Genomic DNA, 23,483 nt, shown 5'->3' on the forward strand with positions numbered 1-23,483 from the left:
TCGAGCGCACCCCCATCGAGCGCGGCCCCGCCGACCGCGCTTCCGCGGACCGCACCCCGATCGACCGCGGCACGCCCGTCGACCGCACCGGCATCCCCCTGCGCGGCTGACGGACCCGACCGCCACCGGGCCGGCCGGGGCGGGGTGGCCCACTCACCCCGCCCCGCGGCCCGCCCCTTCGTCCCACCAGCCCCGCCCCACCGGCCAGGCCCCACAGCGCGCCCAAGCCCTCAGCCGATGTCCGTCGGATCCATCCGTACCCGCACCGGCTCCGCCGTCCGCAGCGCGATCCGCGCGATCTGCGCCGCCTTGAGCGCCGCCGCGAGCGCCGCCCCCTGCCCGGGCGCGACCCGCAGCAGCGCCCGTTCCTGGTCCTCCCCGCGCAGCACCGGCAGCGGCACCGGCCCGAGCACGTCCGCCCCCTCCGGCAGCCGGATCAGGGTCAGCAGGTCGGCGACGGCCGCCGGGCTGCCGCTGACCGACGCCATTCGCGACACCGGCGGGAAGTGCAGTTGCGCCCGCTCGTCCCGTTCGAGCCCGGCGTGCCCGAGCGGGTCCCACCGCACCAGCGCCTGGACGGGCCGGGCCGAGGGCTCGGCGACGACGACCACCGTGCCGCCCTCCGTCGAGGGCCGCACGAGGGCGGCGGCCGCCAGCCAGAGCCGCAGGGTCTCCTCTCCGGCCCTCAGGTCGGGCCGGCTCAGCAGCGCCCATCCGTCCAGCAGCAGCGCGGCCCCGTACCCGCCGCCGCCCTCCACGACCGGTTCCGCGCCCGGGGTGGAGATCACCAGTGAGGGCTCGTCCGGCACGGTGGCCAGTACGGCTTCCCGTCCCGAGGTCCGTACCGGGATCCGCGGGAACGACTTGCCCAGTTCCTCCGCCGTCCGCCGGGCGCCGACCACCTGGGCCCGCAGGCGGAAGGATCCGCACTCGGGGCAGTGCCAGTCGTTCTCGGGTTCGCCGCACCATCCGCACTGCAGCGCCGCGTCCGCCGAGGGTGCCTCCAGCGGCCCTTCGCACCGCCGGCACCGGGCCGGGGTCCGGCAGCGCCCGCAGGCCAGCCGGGGCACGTAGCCGCGCCGGGGCACCTGGATGAGCACCGGGTGTCCGGCCGCCAGGGCTTCCCGGGCGGCCTCCCAGGCCACCGAGGGCAGTCGGGCGGCCTGTGCGGCCGCGTCGCGGTGCTGGTCCTGGTCGGTGACGGTCCGTACCCGGGGCGCGACCTGCCGCACGGTCTCGCGGTCCGCGACCAGCGGGCGCGCCCACCCGGTGCTGACCAGCTGCGCGCCTTCCACCGTGACGGCGTGCCCGCCCAGCAGCACCGCCGCGCCTTCGTCGGCGGCGCGCAGCAGCGCGACCTCCCGGACGTGCGGGTGCGGGGCGCGGGGGTCGCTGTGGCTGCTGTCCCCGTCCGACCAGACGACGACCAGCCCGAGGTCGCGCACCGGCGCGAACATGGTGGCGCGGGTGCCGATGGCGGCGTGCACGGAGCCGCGGCTCACGGTGAGCCAGCGCTTGTAGCGCTCGCGCGGGCCGAGGTCGGCCTCCAGGGCGGCGTGCATCCCGGGGCCGAGCAGTTCGGTCAGCGCCTGGTCGACCCTGGCCACCGACCGCTTGTCCGGCAGCACGACCAGCGCCCCGCGCCCGCCCGACAGGGTCGCCGCCACCGCGCGGGCGATCTCGTACGGCCAGCCGGGCCCGGGCAGTGCCGCCCAGACGGCGCGCGGTGATCCGCCTCCGGCGAGCGCGGCGAGGAAGTCGGGTCCGGCGGGGTAGCGCTGCCAGCCGCCGGGGGCGGGGGCCGCCGGGCGCGGCAGGGGTGGCGGGGAGGGCTCGGCCTCGGCCTTGGCGTGCCGGGGCGGGACGGCGAGTTGCAGCACGTCGGCGAGTGTTCCGGCGTAGCGGTCGGCCACGGTCCGGCACAGCCGCAGCAGCTGCGGGGTGAGGACGGGTTCGGGCGAGAGCACTTGTGCCAGGGGGGCGAGCGGTCCGGGGAAGTCGCTCTTCTCCAGTCGGGCGACGATGAACCCGTCGTGCAGTTCCCCGCCCTCGCGCTGCCCCTTGACCACGCGCGCCCCGAAGCGCACCCGCACCCGGACGCCCGGCTGGGCTTCCTCGGCCATTTCGGCGGGCACGGCGTAGTCGAAGAACTTGTCGATGGTGAGCACGCCCTTGTCCACCACGACCCTGGCCACCGGCAGGTGCTCGGCCCGCTTGGCTCCGCGCCAGGTGCGCGGCTTGGCCCGCTTGACCGTCTCCCGGATGAACGCCAGCTGCTCCGGCTCGCCGGATTCACCGACCGCGCCGGCCCCGCCGGATTCACCGGCCCCGCCGGATTCACCGACCGCGCCGGCCCCGCCGACCCCGTTCTCCCCTGTGTTGCTCATCCCACCAAGTACTACCAGGTCAGACCGACACCGCGCACAGAGCGGCGCCCGCCCCGGGGAGGGACGGGCGCCGCTTCGCGACGTCCGGACGTCAGTCCTGCACGGCCGCCTTCAGCTGCTCCACCCGGTCGGCGCGCTCCCAGGTGAAGTCCGGCAGCTCACGGCCGAAGTGGCCGTACGCGGCGGTCTGGGAGTAGATCGGGCGCAGCAGGTCCAGGTCGCGGATGATCGCGGCGGGACGCAGGTCGAAGACCTCGGAGACGGCCTTCTGGATGGTGAGGACCGGCACGGTCTCGGTGCCGAAGGTCTCCACGAACAGGCCGACCGGCTCGGCCTTGCCGATCGCGTACGCGACCTGCACCTCGGCGCGGCGGGCGAGGCCGGCGGCGACGATGTTCTTCGCCACCCAGCGCATCGCGTACGCGGCCGAGCGGTCCACCTTGGACGGGTCCTTGCCGGAGAAGGCGCCGCCGCCGTGGCGGGCCATGCCGCCGTAGGTGTCGATGATGATCTTGCGGCCGGTGAGGCCGGCGTCGCCCATCGGGCCGCCGATCTCGAAGCGGCCGGTCGGGTTGACCAGCAGGCGGTAGCCGTCGGTGGTCAGCTTGATGCCCTGCTCGGCCAGCGCCTTCAGCTCCGGCTCGACCACGAACTCGCGGACGTCCGGGGTGAGCAGCGACTCCAGGTCGATGTCGCTGGCGTGCTGGGTGGAGACGACCACGGTGTCGAGGCGGACGGCCTTGTCGCCGTCGTACTCGATGGTGACCTGGGTCTTGCCGTCGGGGCGCAGGTAGGGGATGGTCCCGTTCTTGCGCACCTCGGTCAGTCGGCGCGAGAGGCGGTGCGCCAGGGTGATCGGGAGCGGCATGAGCTCGGGGGTCTCGTCGGACGCGTAGCCGAACATCAGGCCCTGGTCGCCGGCACCCTGCTTGTCCAGGTCGTCCTCGTCGCCCTCGACCCGTGCCTCGTACGCGGTGTCGACGCCCTGCGCGATGTCGGGCGACTGGGCACCGATGGACACCGACACGCCGCAGGAGGCGCCGTCGAAGCCCTTCTTGGAGCTGTCGTAGCCGATCTCCAGGATCTTGTCCCGGACGAGCTGGGCGATCGGCGCGTACGCCTTGGTCGTCACCTCGCCGGCCACGTGCACCTGGCCGGTGGTGATGAGCGTCTCCACGGCGACCCGGGAGGTCGGGTCCTCGCGCAGGAGAGCGTCAAGGATGGTGTCGCTGATCTGGTCAGCGATCTTGTCGGGGTGGCCCTCGGTGACGGACTCCGAGGTGAACAGGCGGCGAGACACAGCGCTCCCTGGGGTTGCAGCGGCTGCTGACTGAAGTCCCGGGTGGACCGGGAACTCCGGAAAGACTTGATTCCTGGAGTCTAACCGGCTGCTTCCGTCGAACGTCACCCGCTTCAGGAATTCTCGACCGTTGCGCAAGCGCTTCCGATCAGTTGTCGCCCGTTTCCAGCCGCTTTGCGACCAGGTCCCAGACCACGTCCGCGAGCGCCTCCTTCGGACCCACCGGCACGGCCGTCTCGCTGCCGTCCGAGCCCAGGACGACGGCCTCGTTGACGTCCGTGCCGAACGCCTTGCCGTTGCCCACCTCGTTGACGACGAGCAGGTCGCACCCCTTGCGGACGAGCTTGGCGCGGCCGTTGGCGAGCACGTCGTCGGTCTCCGCCGCGAAACCGACGACCAGTTGGCCCGAACGGGGGCGGTGGGCCGAGAGCTCGGCCAGGATGTCGGGGTTGCGGACCAGCGCGACCGGCGCCGGCTCCGTCCCCTCGACCTTCTTGATCTTGCCGGTCGCGTACTCGGCGGGCCGGAAGTCGGCGACGGCCGCGGCCATCACCACGGCGTCCGCGTCCTCGGCGGCCTTGAGGGCCGCCTCCCGCAGCTCCAGCGCGGTCGAGACGTGCACCACGTCCACCCCCGCCGGGTCCGGCAGCTCGGCGTTGGCCGAGAGCAGGGTCACCCGGGCCCCGCGCGCCGCGGCGGTCACGGCCAGCGCGTAGCCCTGCTTGCCGGAGGAGCGGTTGCCGAGGAAGCGCACCGGGTCCAACGGCTCCCGGGTGCCGCCGGCCGAGACCACCACATGCCGGCCGGCCAGGTCGTGCTGCACCGCACCGCCGCGGCGCAGCACGGCCCGGCAGGCGTCGAAGATCGCGGACGGCTCGGGCAGCCGCCCCTTGCCGGTGTCCTTGCCGGTGAGCCGCCCGACGGCCGGTTCCAGCACGATCACGCCCCGGCGGCGCAGCGTGGCGACGTTGTCCCGGGTCGCCGGGTGCTCCCACATCTCGGTGTGCATGGCGGGCGCCAGGACGACCGGGCACCGGGCGGTGAGCAGGGTGTTGGTCAACAGGTCGTCGGCCAGGCCGTGGGCGGCCTTGGCGATCAGGTCCGCGGTGGCGGGGGCGACCACGACGAGGTCGGCCTGCTGCCCGATCCGCACGTGCGGCACCTCGTGCACGCGCTCCCAGGTCTCGGTGGCGGCCGGCCGGCCGGACAGCGCGGCCCAGGTCGCCTCGCCGACGAAGTGCAGCGCGGCCTCGGTGGGCACCACGGTGACCTGGTGGCCGGACTCGGTGAACCGGCGCAGCAGCTCGCACGCCTTGTAGGCGGCGATCCCGCCGCTCACGCCGAGGGCCACCCGGGGGGCGTCCGCAGTCACGCTCATGAACCGACCTCTCTCCGCACCGGGGACCCGCCCACCCTACGGCCCCTCGGCCGCCACCCGCACGGGGCCCCACCCCGGGCCGGGAACCGCCCGGTGGAACGCCGAAGGGCCCGGCGGAAACGATTCCGCCGGGCCCCTCCGGAAACCACGACCGCCTCAGGCGGCCTCGATCGCCTCGGCGGTCAGCATGCCCGCGTTGATCTCGCGCAGCGCGATCGACAGCGGCTTCTCGTGCACGTGGGTGTCGACCAGCGGGCCGACGTACTCCAGCAGGCCCTCACCGAGCTGCGAGTAGTACGCGTTGATCTGGCGCGCGCGCTTGGCGGCGTAGATCACGAGGCTGTACTTGGAGTCGGTGGCCTCAAGCAGCTCGTCGATCGGCGGGTTGATGATGCCCTCGGGCGCGGTCATGGAAGAGGACACGCGAAAACCTTCCGAAAGGGTGGAAAAGACACAGACAGGTCAGGCTACACCGAGCAAGGCTAGCAGTTCGGCCGCTACCTGCTCGACGGAGGTGTTGACAAGGGTCGTGTCGAACTCGGGCTCGGCGGCGAGCTCGATCCTCGCGGCGTCCAGCCGCTTCTCGATCACGTCCTGCGGCTCGGTGCCCCGGCCGGTCAGCCGGCGGACCAGCTCGTCCCAGCTCGGCGGGGCCAGGAAGACCAGCTGCGCCTCGGGCATCGTGCCGCGCACCTGCCGGGCGCCCTGGAGGTCGATCTCCAGCAGCACGGGCTCGCCGCGCTCCAGCTTCTCCAGCACGGCCGCGCGCGGGGTCCCGTAGCGGTTCCCCGCGAACTCGGCCCATTCCAGCAGCTCACCGTTGGCGACCAGCTTGTCGAACTCGTCGTTGTCGACGAAGTGGTACTGGACCCCGTTCTTCTCGCCCGGCCTCGGGTGGCGGGTCGTCGCCGACACCGAGAGCCAGACCTCGGGGTGCATCTTCCTCATATGAGCGACGACCGTGCTCTTGCCGACCCCCGAGGGGCCGGAGAGCACGGTCAGCCGCGGACGCTCACTCATGCACCGATTATCCCGGATCGCGGGGGATCCTGGGACCACCGGGGCAGGGTCAGGCGGCACCCCCGCCGAACTCCCGCTCCAGGGAAGCGATCTGGTTCGTGCCGAGCCCGCGGACACGCCGGCTCTCGCTGATGCCGAGCCGCTCCATGATCTGCTTGGCGCGCACCTTGCCGACGCCCGGGAGGGACTCCAGCAGGGCCGAGACCTTCATCTTGCCGATCACGTCGTTGTCAGCCTTGCCGGCCTTGATCACCTCGTGCAGCGAGGCGCCGGAGTGCTTGAGCCGGTTCTTGACCTCGGCGCGCTCCCGGCGAGCCTCGGCGGCCTTGGCGAGCGCGGCGGTGCGCTGTTCAGGGGTAAGGGGCGGAAGAGCCACGCCGTTCACCTCAGGGTGTGGATGGAAGGAAATGGACTAGGACTGGTTTGGTGCCCAGGACACCGTCCGCAAGGAGAACCACAAGGCCCTGACCTGCGGGAGCCACGAAAATCGCGGCTCGCCGATGACCTATCGCCGGACACTACCCGCATTGCGGCGCCACGTCAGGAAAAGAACACGAAAAGTCCTGGTCAGCCAAGGCCGACCAGGACTTTCCCGGGCAAAATGACCGCGATTGCGAGACTTTGACAGTCCGGATGTGACGGCGCTCACGTCGGCGCCGTTACGGCGCCGCCGTCCTGCGGACACTCCACAGGGTCACCGGGCGGCTACCAGGTCGGCATCCACCGGGCCCGGGCGGCGCCCCGCGATCCCCGGGGACGACCGGTTCGGCCGTCCCCGGCGGCGTCCTGATCGCCTACTTGACGGCGTCCGCGAACTCTCCGACGAAGCGCTCCGCCGCCTTCCGCAGGTCCGCCACCGACGGGCCGTGCTTGAGCACGTCCCGGCTGACGCTCGGCACCACGTTGATCACCGAGCCGCCGAACACCCGCGGCAGGTCCGCCATGGTCGCGCCCTGGGCGCCGATGCCGGGGGCCAGCAGCGGGCCGTTGATGGCCAGCTCCACGCCCGCGTCGGCCAGCGTCGCACCGACCACCGCGCCGAAGGAGCCCAGCGGCGCGGCACCCTCGTTCTCGGCGGCCAGCTGCCGCAGCACCGAGGACGCGACCGGTTCGCCGTCCGCCCCCACCGCGCGCTGCACCTCGGCGCCCTCCGGGTTGGAAGTGAGCGCCAGCGCGAAGACGCCGCAGCCCTGCTCGCGGGCCAGGTCCAGGGCCGGGCGCAGCGAGCCGAAGCCCAGGTACGGGCTGACGGTCACGGCGTCCGAGAACAGCGGGCTGCCGGGCGACAGGAAGGCTTCGGCGTAGGCGGCCATGGTGGAGCCGATGTCGCCGCGCTTGGCGTCCATCAGGACCAGCGCACCGGCCGCCCGGGCCTCCTCGACGGCCTTCTCCAGCACCGCGACGCCCTTGCTGCCGAAGCGCTCGAAGAACGCGGCCTGCGGCTTGAGCACGGCGACCCGGTCGGCCAGCGCCTCGACCACGGTGCGGGTGAAGGTCTCCAGCCCGGCGAGGTCGTCGCCGAGCCCCCAGGCGGCGAGCAGGGAGGCGTGCGGGTCGATGCCGACGCAGAGCTGGCCGCGGGTGTCGAGGGCCTGGCGCAGTCGGGTGCCGAACGGGGCGAGGGTCATGTCGTCCTTTCCGAAGGTCGTACGGGTCTTTCCGGCGGCCGCGGCCGGGGTGGTCACGAGCTGCGGGCGGCGCTGCCGACGGCCGCGGCGAGGTCGCGGAAGCCCGCGGCCCGGAGCCGGGCGGACAGGCCCCGGTGGATCCGCCGGCACCAGAACGGGCCCTCGTAGATGAAGGCGCTGTAGCCCTGGACGAGGTCGGCGCCGTGGATGATCCGCTGCCAGGCGTCCTCGGCGGTCTCGACGCCGCCGACCGAGACCAGCGTCAGCCGGCCCCCGGTCCGGGCGCGCAGCCGCTGCAGGACCTCCAGGGCACGGGCCTTGAGCGGGGCGCCGGACAGGCCGCCCATGCCGATCTCCTCGATCCGCCGGCCGTCCGTGCGCAGGCCCTCGCGGCCGATCGTGGTGTTGGTGGCGATGATGCCGTCCAGGCCCAGCTCGAGGGCGAGGTCGGCGACCGCGTCGACGTCCTCGTCGGCCAGGTCGGGGGCGATCTTGACCAGCAGCGGCACGTGGTGCGCGGTGGTGCGGTCGGCGGCCTCGCGGACGGCTGCGAGCAGGGGGCGCAGGTGGTCCACGGCCTGCAGGTTGCGCAGCCCGGGGGTGTTCGGCGAGCTGACGTTGACCACCAGGTAGTCGGCGTACTTCGCCAGCCGCTCGGTGGACTTGACGTAGTCGGCGACGGCCTCGGCCTCCTCGACCACCTTGGTCTTGCCGATGTTGACGCCGATCACCGGGGTGGAGCTGGTGTGCGGGCGGGCGGCCAGCCGGGCGGCGACCCGGGCCGAGCCCTGGTTGTTGAAGCCCATCCGGTTGATCAGCGCGCGGTCCTCGACCAGGCGGAACAGCCGGGGCGCCGGGTTGCCGGGCTGGGGCTCGCCGGTGATGGTGCCGATCTCGACGTGGTCGAAGCCGAGCATGGCCAGGCCGTCGATGCCGACGCCGTTCTTGTCGAAGCCGGCCGCGAGGCCGAACGGGCCGGGCAGGTCGAGGCCGAGTGCGGTGGTGCGCAGGGCCCGGTCGCGGGGGGCGAGCACCAGGCGGACCAGGGTGCGCAGGCCGGGTACCGAGGAGGCGAGCCGGATCCAGAAGAAGGCCAGGTGGTGGGCCTTCTCGGGGTCCATCTTCTTGAAGACCAGGTCGAACAGAAGCTTGTACAAGGGGGGTGACTCCCGGAGCGGCGGGCGGATTCGGACACAGGAGTGGGGGGCACCCGACTGGCTTCGGTGCCCCCCACTGCGGTGGTGCTACTTGCGACCGGCGTTGATCAGCTCGGCGTGCTCCTGGAGCGACATCACTCCGACCTCGTCGCGCAGCAGCCGGTCGATGCCCTGGACGGCCGCGCCCATCGCCTGGACGGTGGTCAGGCAGGGCACCGCGCGGGCCACGGCCGCGGTGCGGATCTCGTAGCCGTCGAGGCGCCCGCCGGTGCCGTACGGCGTGTTGATGATGAGGTCGACCTCGCCGTCGTGGATCAGCTGGACGATGGTCTTCTCGCCGTTCGGGCCCTCGCCCTCGCTGTGCTTGCGCACCACGGTGGCGGGGATGCCGCCGCGCTGCAGCACCTCGGCGGTGCCGGCGGTGGCGAGCAGTTCGAATCCGAGGCCGACCAGCGCGCGGGCCGGGAAGACCAGGTTGCGCTTGTCGCGGTTGGCGACCGAGACGAAGACCTTGCCCTTGGTCGGCAGGGCGCCGTAGGCACCGGTCTGCGACTTGGCGTAGGCCGTGCCGAAGACCTTGTCGATGCCCATGACCTCGCCGGTGGAGCGCATCTCCGGGCCGAGCACGGTGTCCACGCCGCGGCCGTGCACGTCGCGGAAGCGGCTCCACGGCATCACGGCCTCCTTGACGGCGATCGGCGCGTCGGCGGGCAGCGTGCCGCCGTCGCCCTCGGCCGGGAGCAGGCCCTCGGCGCGCAGCTCGGCGATGGTGGCGCCGAGGGAGACCCGGGCGGCGGCCTTGGCCAGCGGCACCGCGGTCGCCTTGGAGGTGAACGGGACGGTCCGGGAGGCGCGCGGGTTGGCTTCCAGGACGTAGAGGATGTCGCCGGAGAGGGCGAACTGGATGTTGATCAGGCCGCGGACGCCGACGCCGCGTGCGATGGCCTCGGTGGAGGAGCGCAGGCGCTTGATGTCGTGGCCGCCGAGGGTGATCGGGGGCAGCGCGCAGGCGGAGTCGCCGGAGTGGATGCCGGCTTCCTCGATGTGCTCCATGACGCCGCCGAGGTAGAGCTCGGTGCCGTCGTAGAGCGCGTCGACGTCGATCTCCACCGCGTCGTCCAGGAAGCGGTCGATGAGCACCGGGTGCTCGGAGATCAGGCCGGCGTGGCGCTCCAGGTAGGAGGCGAGCGAGGCCTCGTCGTAGACGATCTCCATGCCGCGGCCGCCGAGCACGTAGGACGGGCGGGCGAGCACGGGGTAGCCGATCTCGTCCGCGATCGCCTTGGCCTCCTCGAAGGAGAAGGCGGTGCCGTGCTTGGGCGCGGGCAGGCCGGCGTCGCGCAGGACGCGGCCGAAGGCGCCGCGCTCCTCGGCGAGGTCGATCGCCTCGGGCTGGGTGCCGACGATCGGCACGCCGTTGTCCTTGAGCGCCTGGGCCAGGCCGAGCGGGGTCTGGCCGCCGAGCTGGACGATCACGCCGGCGAGCGGGCCGGCCTGCTGCTCCGCGTGGACGATCTCCAGCACGTCCTCCAGGGTGAGCGGCTCGAAGTACAGCCGGTCGGAGGTGTCGTAGTCGGTGGAGACGGTCTCCGGGTTGCAGTTGACCATGACGGTCTCGTACCCGGCGTCGGCGAGCGCGAAGGAGGCGTGCACGCAGGAGTAGTCGAACTCGATGCCCTGGCCGATGCGGTTCGGGCCGGAGCCCAGGATGATCACGGCGGGCTTGGAGCGCGGGGCGACCTCGCTCTCCTCGTCGTAGGACGAGTAGAAGTACGGGGTCTTGGCGGCGAACTCGGCGGCGCAGGTGTCGACGGTCTTGAACACCGGGCGGATGCCGAGGGCGTGGCGCACCTCGCGGACGACGTCCGGCTTCAGGCCGCGGATCTCGCCGATCTGCTGGTCGGAGAAGCCGTGCCGCTTGGCGTGGCGCAGCAGTTCGGGGGTGAGCTCGGCAGCCTCGGCGAGTTCGCCGGCGATCTCGTCGAGGAGGAAGAGCTGGTCGACGAACCACGGGTCGATCTTGGTGGACTCGAACACCTCCTCCGGGGTGGCGCCGGCCCGGATCGCGTCCATGACGGTGTTGATCCGGCCGTCGGTCGGCACGGCCGCCTTGGCCAGCAGTTCGGCCTTGGCGCCGACCGGGCTGGTCCAGGAGAACTGGGAGCCCTTCTTCTCCAGCGAGCGCAGCGCCTTCTGCAGCGCCTCGGGGAAGTTGCGGCCGAGGGCCATGGCCTCGCCGACCGACTTCATGGTGGTGGTCAGCGTGGCGTCGGCGCTCGGGAACTTCTCGAACGCGAAGCGCGGCACCTTGACCACGACGTAGTCGAGGGTCGGCTCGAAGGAGGCCGGGGTCTCCTCGGTGATGTCGTTGGGGATCTCGTCCAGGGTGTAGCCGACGGCCAGCTTGGCGGCGATCTTGGCGATCGGGAAGCCGGTGGCCTTGGAGGCGAGCGCCGAGGAGCGGGAGACCCGCGGGTTCATCTCGATGACGATGACCCGGCCGTCGTCGGGGTTGACGGCGAACTGGATGTTGCAGCCGCCGGTGTCGACGCCGACCTCGCGGATGACGGCGATGCCGATGTCGCGCAGGGTCTGGTACTCGCGGTCGGTGAGCGTCATCGCCGGGGCGACGGTGATCGAGTCACCGGTGTGCACGCCCATCGGGTCGAAGTTCTCGATGGAGCAGACGACCACGACGTTGTCCTGCTTGTCGCGCATCAGCTCCAGCTCGTACTCCTTCCAGCCGAGGATGGACTCCTCCAGGAGCACCTCGGTGGTCGGCGAGAGGGTCAGGCCCTGGCCGGCGATGCGGCGCAGGTCCTCCTCGTCGTGGGCGAAGCCGGAGCCGGCGCCGCCCATGGTGAAGGAGGGGCGGACGACGACGGGGTAGCCGCCGAGCGTGTCGACGCCGGCCAGCACCTCGTCCATGGTGTGGCAGATGACGGAGCGGGCGGACTCGCCGTGGCCGATCTTGGCGTTGACGGCCTCGACGACGCCCTTGAAGAGCTCGCGGTCCTCGCCCTTGTTGATCGCCTCGACGTCGGCGCCGATCAGCTCGACGCCGTACTTGTCCAGCGTGCCGGCGGCGTGCAGGGAGATCGCGGTGTTGAGCGCGGTCTGCCCGCCCAGGGTCGGCAGCAGCGCGTCGGGGCGCTCCTTGGCGATGATCTTCTCGACGAACTCGGGGGTGATCGGCTCGACGTAGGTGGCGTCGGCGATCTCCGGGTCGGTCATGATCGTGGCCGGGTTCGAGTTGACCAGGATCACCCGCAGGCCCTCGGCCTTGAGGACCCGGCAGGCCTGCGTACCCGAGTAGTCGAACTCGGCGGCCTGGCCGATCACGATCGGACCGGAGCCGATCACCAGGACGGACTTGATGTCAGTGCGCTTAGGCACGCTGGCCCTCCATGAGCTTCACGCTCTGCTTGTTGTCGCCTCGCATGAGCTCGACGAACCGGTCGAAGAGGTAGGCCGCGTCGTGCGGGCCGGCGGCGGCTTCGGGGTGGTACTGCACGCTGAAGGCGGGGACGTCGAGCGCCTGCAGGCCCTCGACCACGTCGTCGTTCAGGCAGACGTGGGAGACCTCGACCCGCCCGTAGGGGGTGTCGCTCACCTTGTCCAGCGGCGCGTTCACGGCGAAGCCGTGGTTGTGGGCGGTCACCTCGACCTTGCCGGTGGTGCGGTCCTGCACCGGCTGGTTGATGCCGCGGTGGCCGTACTTGAGCTTGTAGGTGCCGAAGCCCAGGGCGCGGCCGAGGATCTGGTTGCCGAAGCAGATCCCGAAGAACGGGGTCTTGCGCTCCAGCACGCCCTGCGCGACGGCGACCTGGTGGTCGGCGGTGGCCGGGTCGCCCGGGCCGTTGGAGAAGAAGACGCCGTCGGGCTCGACCGCGTAGATGTCCTCCAGCGTGGCGTCGGCGGGCAGCACGTGCACCTCGATGCCGCGCTCGGCCATCCGCTGCGGGGTCATCGCCTTGATGCCGAGGTCCAGCGCGGCGACGGTGAACTTCTTCTCGCCGACGGCGGGCACCACGTAGGGCTCGGTGGTGGCGACCTCGGCGCACAGGTCGGCGCCCTTCATCTCGGGCGACTGCTGCACCCGGGCGAGCAGGGCGGCCTGGTCGGCCAGGGCCTCGCCGGAGAAGATGCCGCAGCGCATCGCGCCGCGCTCGCGCAGGTGGCGGGTCAGCGCGCGGGTGTCGATGCCGCTGATGCCGACGACGCCCTGGCGGACGAGCTCCTCGTCGAGCGAGCGGCGCGAGCGCCAGTTGGAGGAGACCCGGGCGGGGTCGCGCACGACGTAGCCGGCGACCCAGATCTGCTTCGACTCGTCGTCCTCGTCGTTCCAGCCGGTGTTGCCGATCTGCGGGGCGGTCATCACGACGACCTGGCGGTGGTACGACGGGTCGGTCAGGGTCTCCTGGTAGCCGGACATGCCGGTGTTGAAGACGGCCTCGCCGAAGGTCTCGCCGGTCGCGCCGTAGGCCTGGCCGCGGAAGGTCCGGCCGTCCTCCAGGACGAGCACGGCAGGGACGCGGTCCCGCCGTTGGCGCTGCGTGGTGGGGGCAGGTGCGGTCATTGAGCGGCCTCTTCCGTCATCTTCGTCTGCGTGCGTGTGGCAAGGTGAGCGATCGCCTCGACCCAGGCGGCGTGCTCGTCGGGGTGGTCGGCCCGGAAGCCGGAGTCCAGCTCGATGGTGTCCGTGGAGGTCCCTCCGGCCGACGGCCGGGGGAGGGTCCAGGTGACGACGAGCAGTCCGGACGGGACGACCTTGCCCGCGATCCCGGAGTCGGTGCGGGCACCGGTCAGGTGCGCCGCCGGGATCCAGAAGTCGACGTCACCGGGGCGCCGGACGAGCAGGCCGTCCTCGCCGAGGGTGAGGTCGGCCCGGCTGCGGGTACCCAGGCCGTGTGCGACGACCCGGTCGAGCCAGTTCCCGGCGGTGGTCGTGCCGTGGTAGCGGCCGCTGGTCTCCAGGATGGCGCGCCCGGCCCCGGCCGGCACCGCGGGCAGCGGCGGGATGCCGGACTGGAGGGTGCGCCGCCAGTTCCAGCCCTGGCGCATCAGCCAGTAGACGAGGGCGATCAGGACCAGCAGGCCGACGGACCAGCCGATGTACCCGGGCCAGTTGGTGACCTTCGCCTGCTCCTTGGCGAGTGCGGCGTAGCCCATCACACCGCGCCGTCCTGCTCGGCCGGCTCGCCGGCCAGCACCGTGGCGCGCCCGCGCAGGAAGGTGGCGTGCACCCGTCCGGGCAGGTCCAGGCCCTTGTAGGGGGTGTTGCGGCTGCGGGTGGCGAAGCTGTCCGGGTTCACGGCACCACGGTACGCGGGATCGAAGAGCACCAGGTTTGCGGGCTCACCCACCGAGATCGGCCGGCCGTGGCCGGTGAGCCGGCCGATCCGGGCCGGGCGGTGGGACATCCGGTCGGCGACGCCCTCCCAGTTCAGCAGGCCGGTGTCGACCATGGTCTGCTGCACCACGGACAGCGCGGTCTCCAGGCCGACCATGCCCATCGCGGCGACGGCCCACTCGCAGTCCTTGTCCTCGGCCGGGTGCGGCGCGTGGTCGGTGGCGACGGCGTCGATGGTGCCGTCGGCCAGCGCCTTGCGCAGCGCCTGGACGTCCTCGGCGGTGCGCAGCGGCGGGTTGACCTTGTACACCGGGTCGTAGGAGCGGACGAGCTCGTCGGTGAGCAGCAGGTGGTGCGGGGTGACCTCGGCGGTGACGTCCCAGCCCTTGGCCTTGGCCCAGCGGACGATCTCCACCGAGCCGGCCGTGGAGAGGTGGCAGACGTGCAGCCGGGAGCCGACGTGCGCGGCGAGCAGCACGTCGCGGGCGATGATCGCCTCCTCGGCGACGGCCGGCCAGCCGCCGAGGCCGAGCTCGCCGGAGACCTGGCCCTCGTTCATCTGGGCGCCCTCGGTCAGCCGCGGCTCCTGGGCGTGCTGGGCGACGACGCCGTCGAAGGCCTTGACGTACTCCAGGGCGCGGCGCATCAGCACCGCGTCGTCGACGCACTTGCCGTCGTCGGAGAAGACCCGGACGTTCGCGGCGGACTCGTGCATCGCGCCGAGTTCGGCGAGCTTCTTGCCCTCCAGGCCGACGGTGACGGCGCCGACCGGCTGCACGTCGCAGTAGCCGGCCTCCTGGCCGAGCCGCCAGACCTGCTCGACCACGCCGGCGGTGTCGGCGACCGGGGTGGTGTTGGCCATCGCGTGGACGGCGGTGAAGCCGCCCATCGCGGCGGCCCGGGTGCCGGTGAGCACGGTCTCGGCGTCCTCGCGGCCGGGCTCGCGCAGGTGGGTGTGCAGGTCGACCAGGCCGGGCAGGACGATCAGCCCGGTGGCGTCGATCTCGATGTCCGCCTCGGCTGCCAGGCCGGTGCCGATCTCCTTGATCACGCCGTCGGCGAGGAGGAGGTCCTGCGGGGCGCCGCCCAGGATCTGAGCGTTGCGGATCAGGTAGCTGGTCACTGAGCGGTCTCCACGGAGTCGGTGCGGGGGGAGTCGGCGGGCCCGTCGGCGAAGACGGCTCCGCCGAGCAGCAGGTAGAGGACGGCCATCCGGACGGAGACGCCGTTGGCGACCTGCTCGACCGCGGTGCAGCGCGGCGAGTCGGCGACCTCGGCGGTGATCTCCATGCCCCGGACCATCGGGCCGGGGTGCATCACGATGGCGTGCTCCGGCAGCTGGGCCATCCGGAGGCCGTTCATGCCGTAGCGGCGGCTGTACTCGCGCTCGGTGGGGAAGAACGCGGCGTTCATCCGCTCGCGCTGCACCCGCAGCATCATCAGCGCGTCCGTCTTGGGCAGCACGCTGTCCAGGTCGTAGCTGATCTCGCAGGGCCAGTTCTCGATCCCGATCGGCAGCAGCGTCGGCGGGGCGACGAAGGTGACCTGTGCGCCGAGGGTGGTCAGCAGGTGCACGTTGGAGCGGGCGACCCGGCTGTGCAGGACGTCGCCGACGATCGTCACCCGGCGGCCCGCCAGCCCCTGCCGGAGGGCGCCGGCCGGCCCTCCCGGGTTGAGGTGGCGACGCATGGTGAAGGCGTCGAGCAGTGCCTGGGTGGGGTGCTCGTGGGTGCCGTCACCGGCGTTGATCACGCTGCCGTGGAGCCAGTCGGACTGGGCCAGCCGGGCCGGCGCGCCCGAGGCGTGGTGGCGGATGACCACGGCGTCGGCGCCCATGGCCTGCAGGGTCAGCGCGGTGTCCTTGAGGCTCTCGCCCTTGGAGACCGAGGAGCCCTTGGCGGAGAAGTTGATGACGTCGGCCGAGAGGCGCTTCTCGGCGACCTCGAAGGAGGTCTTGGTCCGGGTGGAGTCCTCGAAGAAGAGGTTGACGACGGTGCGGCCGCGCAGCGTGGGCAGCTTCTTGACGGCCCGGCCGGAGAGCTGGGCCAGCTCCTCGGCGGTGTCCAGGATCAGCAGCGCGTCGTCGCGGCTGAGGTCGGCGGCGGAGACGAGGTGGCGCTTCACGCGGGCTACTCCGGGAGGTGCGGTTCGGTGGGCTCGGCGGCGGTGGCCTGCGTGCCCTGTTCGTTGCGCGCGGGGCGCGACGCGGCCGCGGAGTCGCGGTCGCCGACCAGCACGGCGTCCACGCCGTCGCTGTCGGACAGGCGCACCTGCACGGCCTCGCGCAGCGAGGTGGGGAGGTTCTTGCCCACGTAGTCGGCGCGGATCGGCAGCTCGCGGTGGCCGCGGTCGACGAGGACGGCGAGCTGGACGGCGCGGGGGCGGCCGATGTCGTTGAGCGCGTCGAGGGCGGCGCGGATGGTGCGGCCGGAGAAGAGCACGTCGTCGACGAGCACGACGAGCTTGCCGTCGATGCCGTCGGACGGGATCTCGGTGTGTTCGAGGGCGCGGGCGGGCTTCAGCCGCAGGTCGTCCCGGTACATGGTGATGTCCAGGGTGCCCAGCGGGATCTCGCGTCCGGTGATCTGGGCCAGCCTGGCGTGCAGGCGGCGGGCGAGGTGGACGCCCCTGGTGTGGATGCCGAGCAGCACGACGTCCTCCGCGCCCTTGGCGCGCTCGACGATCTCGTGCGCTATCCGGGTGATGACCCGGGCGATGTCCGTGCCGTCCAGCACCTGGTGCGGCGGGCGCGGCGTCTGTTCCTGGTGTGCGGTCATGCCGAAGCGGACCTCCTTCCCCGCCTCACTGGACGGGCCTTAAAGGATGTCTGGGATGGCCCTCGCCGAGTCGGCGTGGGCTTCGGGTCATCCTAGCAGGGCCCGGGGCGGCAAACAGAAGTCCACCATTCCGCTTCCCGGGGTTAACACCCCGGACGCGCCGACGATGCGGGCCATTCGCACGGCTGCCCCATTCGGCTTGACGCAACTACCTTACTCTACGTAACCTCACAGTGAGTTACGAGACGCACGTCGAACCCACCGGTAACGGCGTCGGCAACGCCCGTGACCCACCACTGAACGCGAAGCAATCTCGTCCGGGGAGATCAATGTCCAGCGACTACGCGAAGCAACTCGGAGGCAAGCTCCGAGCGATCCGCACCCAGCAGGGTCTCTCCCTGCACGGTGTCGAGGAGAAGTCCCAGGGGCGCTGGAAGGCAGTCGTCGTCGGCTCGTACGAGCGCGGCGACCGTGCGGTCACCGTGCAGCGCCTGGCCGAGCTGGCGGAGTTCTACGGCGTTCCGGTGCAGGAGCTGCTGCCCGGCGGCACCCCCGGTGGCGCGGCCGAGCCGCCGCCGCGCCTGGTCCTCGACCTGGAGAGACTGACCCAGGTCCCGTCCGAGAAGGCCGGCCCGCTGCAGCGCTACGCGGCGACCATCCAGAGCCAGCGCGGCGACTACAACGGCAAGGTGCTGTCGATCCGGCAGGACGACCTGCGCACCCTGGCCGTCATCTACGACCAGTCCCCGTCGATCCTCACCGAGCAGCTGATCTCCTGGGGCGTGCTGAACCCCGACGCGCGCCGTGCGGTGCGCGAGGAGGACGCGGGCTGAGGTTCGCCGCACCGGCTACCGCCGGCGGACCCTTACGGTTCCCAGCACGGGCTTCGCCTGTGCTGACAAGCAGAAACGTCACGGCGCGGCACCCCGGTCCGGGGGCCGCGCCGCGGTGTGTCCGGGGCGGCCTCCGGGGCGTCAGCAGACCGTGCCCAGGCTGTAGCCGGGCTGGGCCGCCACCCCGTCCAACCGGACCGGCCGGGCGGCCGGCGCCCAGTCCTGGCCGCCGCTCGACCACGCCCAGGCGGCCGGCAGGTACTCCCCGCAGGAGGCGGCCGAGCCCTGCGAGCCGTGCAGCACCGCGACGCCCGGCAGCTCCAGCGCCAGCCCGGCGCACAGCACCGCGCAGACCAGCTCCAGGTCCTCGTCGTTGATCCGCACCACGCCGTCCTCCCACTGCAGCACCCGCGCCGCCGCGGTCAGCGGCCCGCCGGGCGCGTCCACCCGCAGGCGCAGCTCGTACACGCCGGCGCCCGCGCCGACCAGCATCCGCCGGAAGACCTCGCCCCCGCGCTGGTAGGCGGCGCGCACCCAGCGGGCGAGCTCCTCGTCCTGCTCGCCCGCGCCCCCGTACAGGCCGCCGTCGATCAGCAGGTCGACGTGGCAGAGCGTCAGCCCGTTCTCGCGGGCCCGCACCAGGCGCGGGACGAAGTCGCCGGCCAGCTCCTCGCCCTGGTAGGCGAGCAGTTGGGCCTGCAGCGGCGGGTTGACGAGGTAGCGGTCGCGGGCGGCGGGCCGGGCCGGGTCCAGCGCGTGGAGCAGGCAGAACTCCTCGAAGTCCTGCGGGTGGAACACGCGGGCCCGGACGTTGTCGAACCGCTCCAGCGCGTCGGCCAGCAGCTCCGCCGTGTCGGCCAGGTAGCGCTCGTAGTCGGGGGCGTCGGAGATCCCCCAGACACGGGCCCGCGCGAAGTCCGCGGCACTGGCCAGCACCCCGATGACGAACGCCTGGTCGGCACCCTCGGCCCGCTGCGGCCGGTGCGGTGTCCGGGCCACGGGCCGCGAGCCGCCGGCGGTGCAGTCGGAGTTGCGGCGGGCGCGGCCATTTCGAGTCATCGGTGGCTCCTGGCTTCGGCGGGCGGCCGTCGGCGGTGACGGTCGGCGGCGGGTCGCCGCTGACCGTCTTCCTCCCCAGCCGCGCGCGCCGCACACGTACGGCGTGTCACAGGAAGGTAACCACCGGTAATAGCACCGGTGGTGCGCCTACCGCGGCACCCGGGCCAGCTGTCGGGACTGCGCGACCAGGCGGCCGGACTCGTCCCACACCTCGGCGTCCTCCTCGAAGTACCCGCCGGCCAGGTTGCGGGTCGCGTGGGTGACGCGCAGCCAGCCCGGGGCGGGCCTGGCGCGCAGGTGGACGGTCAGCTCGACGGTCGGGGCCCAGCCCGGCATGCCGAGGTCGAAGGTGACCGGCGGCAGCGCGTCGGCGACCAGCAGGAGCAGCAGCGGGTCGGGTTCGCGGCCGTCGGCGAGCCGGAACCAGCCCTGGATCCGCCCGTTGCCGGAGGGCTGCCCCAGCGCCCAGCCGACGGTGGCCGGGTCCAGCCGCAGGTCGAAGCGCTCCAGCAGGGCCGCCTGGGCGACCATTTCCGCGGGCGCGTGCTCCACGCCGATGCACTGGTCCGGCGGCGGGAGCTGGGGCGGCTGCGCGCTGGTGCGCACCTCGCCGTCGGCGGCGGAGAGGTCGCCGTGGCTGGCGACCACGCGCAGCCGTTCGACGCCGTCCTGGCTGAGCGAGGCGGTGCCGGTGGAGAGGCCGCGGCCGCTGCGCAGCACCTCGGTGCGGACGGTGGCCGGGCCCGGGGTGGAGGCGGACAGGTAGTAACCGCTGATCGACACCGGATCGGGGTGCGTGCCGTGCTCCAGCGACAGCGCGTGTCCGGCCACGGCGAGCAGCAGCCCGCCGTTGACCCCGCCGCCGATCTGCCAGCCCTCGCCGAGGTCGGCCTCGTAGCGGCCGGGCTCCTCGGGATGTCTGGTCAGGGCGATGCCCTGGTCGAACTCGCTGCGGATCACGGTGGTCATGGGGAGACCTGCCCTTCACGCCTGGTTTCCGGCCGTCAAGTTACTGACGAGTAGGCCATCACCCTACGCCGAGCGGGTGAAACGCGCGACGGCCCGGAACCGCCGGACGCGCCGGAGGACACCGCGACGCCCGGAAACGCGGCGACGCCCGGGAACGCGGAACGGCCGCCGGACCCCGACATGGGGGTCCGGCGGCCGTTCCGCGAGGCATGGCCGTTACCGGCGGATGCTCGGCTTCAGCTCCATGAAGCGCGCGAGCATGCCGTTGACGAAGGCCGGGGAGTCGTCCGTGGAGAACTCCTTGGCGATCTCGACGGCCTCGTCCAGGACGACCGCGTCCGGGACGCCGTCCTCCCAGATCAGCTCGTACGCGCCGAGCCGCAGGACGTTGCGGTCCACGATCGGCATCCGGTCGAGCGTCCAACCCACCGCGTACTGCGAGATCAGGTCGTCGATGCGACGGGCGTGCTGGGCGTACCCCTCGATCAGCTCCATCGTGTACTCGCCGACCTGCGGGGTGCCCTCGTCAGGCTTGGGCTCACGGGCGCGGGCCACCCAGTCCGCGAGGACCCGCTGCGGGTCGACCCCGCGGTGGTCGGCCTCGAAGAGGATCTGGAAGGCCCGGGTGCGGGCCTTGCTGCGTGCGGCCGACACGGACTTACTTCACCCGGCCGAGGTAGCTGCCGTCGCGGGTGTCGACCTTGACCTTCTCACCGGTGGTGACGAAGAGCGGCACCTGGATCTCGGCGCCGGTCTCCAGGGTGGCCGGCTTGGTGCCACCGGTGGAGCGGTCGCCCTGGACGCCCGGCTCGGTCTCGGCGATGGTCAGCTCGACCGCGGCCGGGAGCTCGATGTAGAGCACCGCGCCCTCGTTGGTGGCGACCAGGGCCTCGAAGCCCTCCAGCAGGTACTTGGCGGCGTCGCCGACGACGGCCGGCTCGATGGTCAGCTGGTCGTAGGTGTCCATGTCCATGAACACGAAGTTCTCGCCGTCCTTGTACGAGAACTGCATGCCGCGCTTGTCGACGTTGGCGGTCTCGACCTTGGTGCCCGCGTTGAAGGTCTTGTCGACGACCTTGCCGGTCAGGACCTCCTTGAGCTTGGTCCGCACGAAGGCCGGGCCCTTACCGGGCTTCACGTGCTGGAACTCGACCACGGACCAGAGCTTGCCGCCCTCCAGCTTGAGGACCATGCCGTTCTTGAGATCGTTCGTGGAAGCCACGGGCGCACTTACTCCTGGATATAGCTGTCAAGGAACCAAGGGTTCGCGTCCTGCCGCCGACGGCCGCCGGGCGGTCGCGGTCACAGGGCGAGGAGCTCCTTGGTGGTGATGGTGAGCAGCTCGGGACCGCCCTCTTCTAGGGGGCGGACGACGAGCGTGTCCTCGATCCGGACGCCGCCCTTGCCCGGGAGGTGGACCCCTGGGCCGACGGTGACCGGCACGCGGCTGTCCAGTTTACCCATGTCCGACGGACCGAGGCGCGGCGCCTCCCGGATCTCCAGCCCGATGCCGTGGCCCACCGGGTGCGGGGAGGCCTCGGTGTGGCCCGCCGCCTCCAGGACCTGCCGGGCGGCCCGGTCGGGTACGCACTGCTCCACGCCCGGTCCGAGCGCCTCCCGGCCGGCCCGCTGGGCGCGGAAGACCAGCCGGTGCAGCTCCACCTGCCAGGGCGCGGGGGCGGCGCCGATCACGAAGGTCCGGGCGGTGGAGACGCCGTAGCCGCGGTACTGCGCGCCCATCACAACGGTCAGGAAGTCGCCCTCCTCCACCCGGCGGTCGGTCGGCTGGTGGGCGGCCTGGCCGGAGTGGCTGCCGGCGCCGACCGACACCGGGAACGCGGCCCGGTCGGCGCCGTGGTCGATCATCCGGCGCTCCAGCTCCATCGCCAGGTGCCGTTCGGTGCGGCCGACCAGGATCGACTCCAGCAGCTCACCGAGCGCCTGGTCGGCGATCTCGGCGGCGATCCGCAGGTCCGCGATCTCGTGCTCGTCCTTGACCACCCGCAGCCGCTCGACCACCTGGCCCAGGTCGGCCAGCCGGGCCCGCTCGGCCAGACCCGCCACCGCGCGGTGCCGGCTGACGGTCAGGTCGTGCTCCTCCACCGCCAGGCCCGTCACCCCGAAGCCCGCCGCGGCGGCAGCGGCGGCCAGGGCGGTGTCCGCCCCCGCCGCCACCGTCAGCCGGGTGACGTCCGGGTCGATCAGGTGTTCGCCGGAGTCGTCCGGCGGCAGGTCGTCCGGCAACGCGAGCAGGGCCCGCTCCCTGGTCAGCAGCAGCGTCGCCCCGCAGGGCGCGCAGCCCGTCAGGTACCGCACGTTCGCCGCCCGGGTGACCAGCGCGGCATCGACCCCGGCCGCACTGCAGTGCTCCCTCACCCGCTCCCGCCGACCCGCGTACGCATCCGCCATGCGTCGAGCCTACGAAGCCCCACCCCAAACCGCCCGCCGAGCACCCCCACCCGCGCCCGCGCCCGCTCACGGCTCCTGCGGCGCCCAGCGCTTCTCGACCCGGGCGAGCTTCCAGTACGCGATCGCCGCCGCCCAGACCACCACGAACAGCCCGGCGATCGCGTAGCCGACGTTGTCCAGCGAGATGTCCGCGATCCAGCCGGTCACCGGGTCGGTCAGGTGGAGCTTCTCGTGCAGCACCCCGACCAGCTCGATGGTGCCGATGACGAAGGCCACTGCGATCGACAGCCCGGTGATGGTCAGGTTGTAGTACACCTTGCGCACCGGGTTGGCGAAGGCCCACTGGTACGCGAAGTTCATGAAGGTCCCGTCCAGCGTGTCGAACAGGCTCATCCCGGCCGCGAACAGCAGCGGCAGGCAGGCGATCCCGTACCAGGGCAGTCCGGAGGCCGCGCCCGAACCGGCCATCACCATCAGGGTGACCTCGGTCGCGGTGTCGAAGCCCAGGCCGAGCACCATGCCCACCGGGAACATCTGCCCGGGCCGGGTGATCGAGCGGGTCGCCCGGTTCAGCACCCGGGCCATGAAGCCGCGCGAGTCGAGGTGCGCCTCCAGCTGCGCCTCGTCGTACTGCCCGGCCCGCATCGACCGGAACACCCTCACGATGCCGAGCAGCGCCGCCAGGTTGAGCGCGCCGATCAGGTAGAGGAACACCCCGGAGGTGGTCGTCCCGATCATGCCGAGCCACTTGTGGGTCGTCGACTCGTCGTCCATCAGCGTGTTCGCCAGCTGCGCTCCGCCCGCCACCAGCGCGGCCATCACCACGACCATCGAGGAGTGCCCGAGGGCGAACCAGAAGCCGACCGAGACCGGCCGCTTGCCGTCCGCCATCAGCTTGCGGGTGGTGTTGTCGATCACCGCGATGTGGTCGGCGTCGAAGGCGTGCCGCATGCCGAGGGTGTACGCGGTGATACCCAGGCCCACCCCGAAGACCTGGGTACCGACCGCGTACCGTTCGGGGGCGACCAGGAAGACGAGCGTCCCGAAGGCCACCACGTGCATGGCCAGGATCACCCCCATCAGCCCGGCCGTACGCACGGTGTCCTCGCGCCTCCACCGGAAGGTGGGCAGCACCGACGGCACCGCCTTCGCATCCGCGGCGGCGATTTCGGGCAGGGTCATCTCCGGATCACGCTCCAGCACCTCGTGGAAA

The 23,483-nt window shown here is 72.4% G+C and carries 21 protein-coding genes; 1 reads left to right on the forward strand and 20 read right to left on the reverse strand.

The features are described 5' to 3' along the window. Positions 1–230: 230 nt before the first annotated feature. From IF30_RS0120880 to pyrR, 14 genes are all read right to left on the reverse strand, one after another. Positions 231–2,387 (reverse strand): primosomal protein N', encoded by a 2,157-nt coding sequence (locus IF30_RS0120880; RefSeq protein ID WP_051710721.1) that lies wholly within the window; start codon positions 2,385–2,387, stop codon positions 231–233. Between the two features lie 91 nt (positions 2,388–2,478). After that, entirely contained in the window at positions 2,479–3,687 is a 1,209-nt protein-coding gene (gene metK / locus IF30_RS0120885) for a methionine adenosyltransferase (RefSeq protein WP_030240622.1), read from the reverse strand. Between the two features lie 148 nt (positions 3,688–3,835). Then, positions 3,836–5,065 carry a bifunctional phosphopantothenoylcysteine decarboxylase/phosphopantothenate--cysteine ligase CoaBC gene (coaBC, locus tag IF30_RS0120890; RefSeq protein WP_030240624.1) on the reverse strand — a complete coding sequence of 410 codons (1,230 nt, stop codon included), beginning with the start codon at positions 5,063–5,065 and terminating at the stop codon, positions 3,836–3,838. A 156-nt stretch (positions 5,066–5,221) separates the two neighbouring features. Continuing rightward, a complete protein-coding gene (gene rpoZ / locus IF30_RS0120895) occupies positions 5,222–5,488 on the reverse strand; it encodes a DNA-directed RNA polymerase subunit omega (protein WP_030240625.1) in 267 nt (88 codons plus the stop codon). A 39-nt stretch (positions 5,489–5,527) separates the two neighbouring features. Beyond that, the gene (gene gmk, locus IF30_RS0120900; RefSeq protein ID WP_030240627.1) at positions 5,528–6,085 is read right to left on the reverse strand and encodes a guanylate kinase; all 558 of its coding nucleotides are present in this window, start codon (positions 6,083–6,085) and stop codon (positions 5,528–5,530) included. Between the two features lie 49 nt (positions 6,086–6,134). Continuing rightward, positions 6,135–6,461, reverse strand: coding sequence for an integration host factor, actinobacterial type (gene mihF, locus IF30_RS0120905; protein ID WP_030056187.1), 327 nt, complete (start codon positions 6,459–6,461; stop codon positions 6,135–6,137). Positions 6,462–6,879: 418 nt separating this feature from the next. Further along, positions 6,880–7,713 carry an orotidine-5'-phosphate decarboxylase gene (gene pyrF / locus IF30_RS0120910; protein ID WP_030240632.1) on the reverse strand — a complete coding sequence of 278 codons (834 nt, stop codon included), beginning with the start codon at positions 7,711–7,713 and terminating at the stop codon, positions 6,880–6,882. A gap of 53 nt (positions 7,714–7,766) precedes the next feature. Beyond that, positions 7,767–8,870, reverse strand: a complete 1,104-nt coding sequence (locus IF30_RS0120915; RefSeq protein WP_030240633.1) for a quinone-dependent dihydroorotate dehydrogenase — start codon at positions 8,868–8,870, stop codon at positions 7,767–7,769. Positions 8,871–8,957: 87 nt separating this feature from the next. Next, a complete protein-coding gene (gene carB / locus IF30_RS0120920) occupies positions 8,958–12,266 on the reverse strand; it encodes a carbamoyl-phosphate synthase large subunit (RefSeq protein ID WP_030240634.1) in 3,309 nt (1,102 codons plus the stop codon). Then, positions 12,259–13,449 carry a glutamine-hydrolyzing carbamoyl-phosphate synthase small subunit gene (carA, locus tag IF30_RS0120925; protein WP_037900693.1) on the reverse strand — a complete coding sequence of 397 codons (1,191 nt, stop codon included), beginning with the start codon at positions 13,447–13,449 and terminating at the stop codon, positions 12,259–12,261. Before carA ends, carB begins: the two co-directional genes overlap by 8 nt. After that, positions 13,446–14,042 (reverse strand): hypothetical protein, encoded by a 597-nt coding sequence (locus IF30_RS0120930; protein WP_030240636.1) that lies wholly within the window; start codon positions 14,040–14,042, stop codon positions 13,446–13,448. The genes carA and IF30_RS0120930 overlap by 4 nt, the downstream gene beginning before the upstream one ends. Beyond that, positions 14,042–15,346, reverse strand: a complete 1,305-nt coding sequence (locus IF30_RS0120935) for a dihydroorotase (RefSeq protein ID WP_030240637.1) — start codon at positions 15,344–15,346, stop codon at positions 14,042–14,044. Before IF30_RS0120935 ends, IF30_RS0120930 begins: the two co-directional genes overlap by 1 nt. Next, positions 15,343–16,347, reverse strand: a complete 1,005-nt coding sequence (locus IF30_RS0120940; protein WP_030240638.1) for an aspartate carbamoyltransferase catalytic subunit — start codon at positions 16,345–16,347, stop codon at positions 15,343–15,345. The genes IF30_RS0120935 and IF30_RS0120940 overlap by 4 nt, the downstream gene beginning before the upstream one ends. A 5-nt stretch (positions 16,348–16,352) precedes the next feature. Next, positions 16,353–17,000: a bifunctional pyr operon transcriptional regulator/uracil phosphoribosyltransferase PyrR gene (pyrR, locus tag IF30_RS0120945; protein ID WP_030240639.1), complete on the reverse strand. Its 648-nt coding sequence runs from the start codon at positions 16,998–17,000 to the stop codon at positions 16,353–16,355. A gap of 329 nt (positions 17,001–17,329) precedes the next feature. Here pyrR and IF30_RS0120950 point away from each other — a divergent pair, with 329 nt between their 5' ends. Then, positions 17,330–17,833: a transcriptional regulator gene (locus IF30_RS0120950; RefSeq protein ID WP_030240641.1), complete on the forward strand. Its 504-nt coding sequence runs from the start codon at positions 17,330–17,332 to the stop codon at positions 17,831–17,833. A 141-nt stretch (positions 17,834–17,974) separates the two neighbouring features. Here IF30_RS0120950 and IF30_RS0120955 read toward each other — a convergent pair whose 3' ends face one another. The 6 genes from IF30_RS0120955 to IF30_RS0120980 all read right to left on the reverse strand — a co-directional run bounded on the left by IF30_RS0120955 (position 17,975) and on the right by IF30_RS0120980 (position 23,452). After that, complete coding sequence (locus IF30_RS0120955) at positions 17,975–18,892, reverse strand: hypothetical protein (protein ID WP_030240642.1); 918 nt, start codon at positions 18,890–18,892, stop codon at positions 17,975–17,977. A gap of 147 nt (positions 18,893–19,039) precedes the next feature. Continuing rightward, positions 19,040–19,861 carry a thioesterase family protein gene (locus IF30_RS0120960; protein WP_030240645.1) on the reverse strand — a complete coding sequence of 274 codons (822 nt, stop codon included), beginning with the start codon at positions 19,859–19,861 and terminating at the stop codon, positions 19,040–19,042. A gap of 216 nt (positions 19,862–20,077) precedes the next feature. After that, entirely contained in the window at positions 20,078–20,515 is a 438-nt protein-coding gene (gene nusB / locus IF30_RS0120965) for a transcription antitermination factor NusB (RefSeq protein WP_030240649.1), read from the reverse strand. 4 nt (positions 20,516–20,519) lie between these two features. Next, positions 20,520–21,083, reverse strand: a complete 564-nt coding sequence (efp, locus tag IF30_RS0120970) for an elongation factor P (protein ID WP_030240652.1) — start codon at positions 21,081–21,083, stop codon at positions 20,520–20,522. A gap of 80 nt (positions 21,084–21,163) precedes the next feature. Continuing rightward, positions 21,164–22,270 (reverse strand): M24 family metallopeptidase, encoded by a 1,107-nt coding sequence (locus tag IF30_RS0120975; RefSeq protein ID WP_030240655.1) that lies wholly within the window; start codon positions 22,268–22,270, stop codon positions 21,164–21,166. Positions 22,271–22,336: 66 nt separating this feature from the next. Continuing rightward, complete coding sequence (locus IF30_RS0120980; RefSeq protein WP_030240656.1) at positions 22,337–23,452, reverse strand: HoxN/HupN/NixA family nickel/cobalt transporter; 1,116 nt, start codon at positions 23,450–23,452, stop codon at positions 22,337–22,339. Between the last annotated feature and the right edge of the window lie 31 nt (positions 23,453–23,483).

The sequence above is a fragment of the Streptomyces sp. NRRL S-350 genome (genome assembly GCF_000719705.1).
Classification (GTDB): Bacteria; Actinomycetota; Actinomycetes; order Streptomycetales; family Streptomycetaceae; genus Kitasatospora.

Excerpts from the sequence above, each read along its gene's own strand:
- IF30_RS0120960 (WP_030240645.1), bottom strand. The coding sequence starts at position 19,861 with ATGACCACCGTGATCCGCAGCGAGTTCGACCAGGGCATCGCCCTGACC.
- IF30_RS0120880 (WP_051710721.1), bottom strand. The coding sequence starts at position 2,387 with ATGAGCAACACAGGGGAGAACGGGGTCGGCGGGGCCGGCGCGGTCGGT.
- gmk (WP_030240627.1), bottom strand. The coding sequence starts at position 6,085 with ATGAGTGAGCGTCCGCGGCTGACCGTGCTCTCCGGCCCCTCGGGGGTC.
- carA (WP_037900693.1), bottom strand. The coding sequence starts at position 13,449 with ATGACCGCACCTGCCCCCACCACGCAGCGCCAACGGCGGGACCGCGTC.
- pyrR (WP_030240639.1), bottom strand. The coding sequence starts at position 17,000 with ATGACCGCACACCAGGAACAGACGCCGCGCCCGCCGCACCAGGTGCTG.
- IF30_RS0120955 (WP_030240642.1), bottom strand. The coding sequence starts at position 18,892 with ATGACTCGAAATGGCCGCGCCCGCCGCAACTCCGACTGCACCGCCGGC.
- IF30_RS0120930 (WP_030240636.1), bottom strand. The coding sequence starts at position 14,042 with ATGGGCTACGCCGCACTCGCCAAGGAGCAGGCGAAGGTCACCAACTGG.
- IF30_RS0120975 (WP_030240655.1), bottom strand. The coding sequence starts at position 22,270 with ATGGCGGATGCGTACGCGGGTCGGCGGGAGCGGGTGAGGGAGCACTGC.
- IF30_RS0120980 (WP_030240656.1), bottom strand. The coding sequence starts at position 23,452 with ATGACCCTGCCCGAAATCGCCGCCGCGGATGCGAAGGCGGTGCCGTCG.
- pyrF (WP_030240632.1), bottom strand. The coding sequence starts at position 7,713 with ATGACCCTCGCCCCGTTCGGCACCCGACTGCGCCAGGCCCTCGACACC.
- IF30_RS0120950 (WP_030240641.1), top strand. The coding sequence starts at position 17,330 with ATGTCCAGCGACTACGCGAAGCAACTCGGAGGCAAGCTCCGAGCGATC.
- coaBC (WP_030240624.1), bottom strand. The coding sequence starts at position 5,065 with ATGAGCGTGACTGCGGACGCCCCCCGGGTGGCCCTCGGCGTGAGCGGC.